At 45.3% G+C, this 1,299-nt stretch carries 1 protein-coding gene; it reads left to right on the top strand.

From position 1 onward, the window contains the following. The first annotated feature begins 41 nt into the window (after positions 1-41). Positions 42-1,270 (top strand): IS3-like element ISShes2 family transposase gene (locus tag L2713_RS20430; RefSeq protein ID WP_248969102.1). Its coding sequence is split into 2 segments (ribosomal slippage): positions 42-393 and positions 393-1,270, totalling 1,230 coding nucleotides; the frame shifts between segments, so codons are not numbered across the junction. Positions 1,271-1,299: the final 29 nt, after the last annotated feature.

Below are 1,299 nucleotides of genomic sequence, written 5' to 3'. Positions count from 1 at the left end.
TGTCTCGTCCTGAAATACGTTGACATAAAGAGGATTTCTTTATGACAACATCAATTAACTCAAGCCGTAAGCGCACACAACGAGATTACACCTTAGCCTTTAAATTAGGCGTTGTAGAGCGTGTTGAAAAAGGCGAAATGACGTACAAACAAGCCCAAGCCCATTTTGGTATTCAAGGCCGTTCAACGGTACTCGTTTGGCTTAGAAAACATGGTAGACTCGATTGGTCGAAACCTTTTCAGCATCCCCTTATGCCTAAGTCAAAAGAAACCCCTGCCGAAACGATCAAGCGCCTTGAACGTGAGTTAGCAGAAGAGAAACTGCGTAACCAAATCCTCAATGGCATGGTTGATATCATGGACAATGAATATGGAGCAGGCCTCAGAAAAAAGTACTTATCCGGTACATCTGGCAAGCAAAAGGCAACGGAGAAATAAACCTCGCTGCCGCATGTCGTGCTGCGGGTATGTCGAGGCAAGGTATTTATCAGGCAGTTGCTCGAATGGAAAGTCGTAGAGCTGAGCTATCGGTCATCCAAGACTGGGTCCAGTACTGGCGTAAATATATGCCAAGGTTAGGGGCCCGTAAGCTCTACACGTTGATAAAATCCAGGCTGGTTGAGCACGATATTAAACTCGGGCGAGATGGGTTCTTTACCTATTTGAGAAGTGAAGGTTTACTGCTTAAACCAAAGAAAAGCTACACAAAAACCACGTTCAGCAAACACTGGATGAAGAAGCATCCTAATCTGCTGAAAGAGGAAGGACTGCATGATGCAGGGCATGTACTGGTCAGTGATATCACCTATCTTGAGTCAGACCAAGGTGTGCACTACCTGTCACTGGTCACCGATGCGAGTTCGCGTAAGATAGTCGGTCATCACGTGAGTAAAGACATGAAAGCCGAGAGTGTGGTGAAAGCGTTAAAAATGGCCATCAAAGATAAACGCTATATCGGCAACGCGGTGCATCACTCAGACAGAGGTTTACAGTACTGCTCAGCTGTTTATCAGAATGCGCTTCAGGCGAGCCAAATCCAGCCGTCAATGACGGATGGTTATGATTGCTACCAAAATGCATTAGCAGAAAGAGTGAATGGCATACTGAAGCAGGAGTTTTTACTGCACCGATGTAGGACATTTGCGGAGCTGAAAATACTTGTTAGAGAATCGATAGCAATATACAACGATATGAGACCGCATCTGAGTTTGAATATGGCAACCCCTAATCAGGTGCACAATAGAAAAGGCCAGCTACTGGAGCTGGCCTAAAAACTGTCAACCTATCTTAGGACGAGACA

This window comes from Shewanella seohaensis, assembly GCF_023283775.1.
In the GTDB taxonomy this organism is placed as follows: domain Bacteria; phylum Pseudomonadota; class Gammaproteobacteria; order Enterobacterales; family Shewanellaceae; genus Shewanella; species Shewanella seohaensis.
The sequence above is the reverse complement of the archived record's forward strand: the minus strand, read 5'-3'. Positions and strand labels throughout refer to the sequence as shown.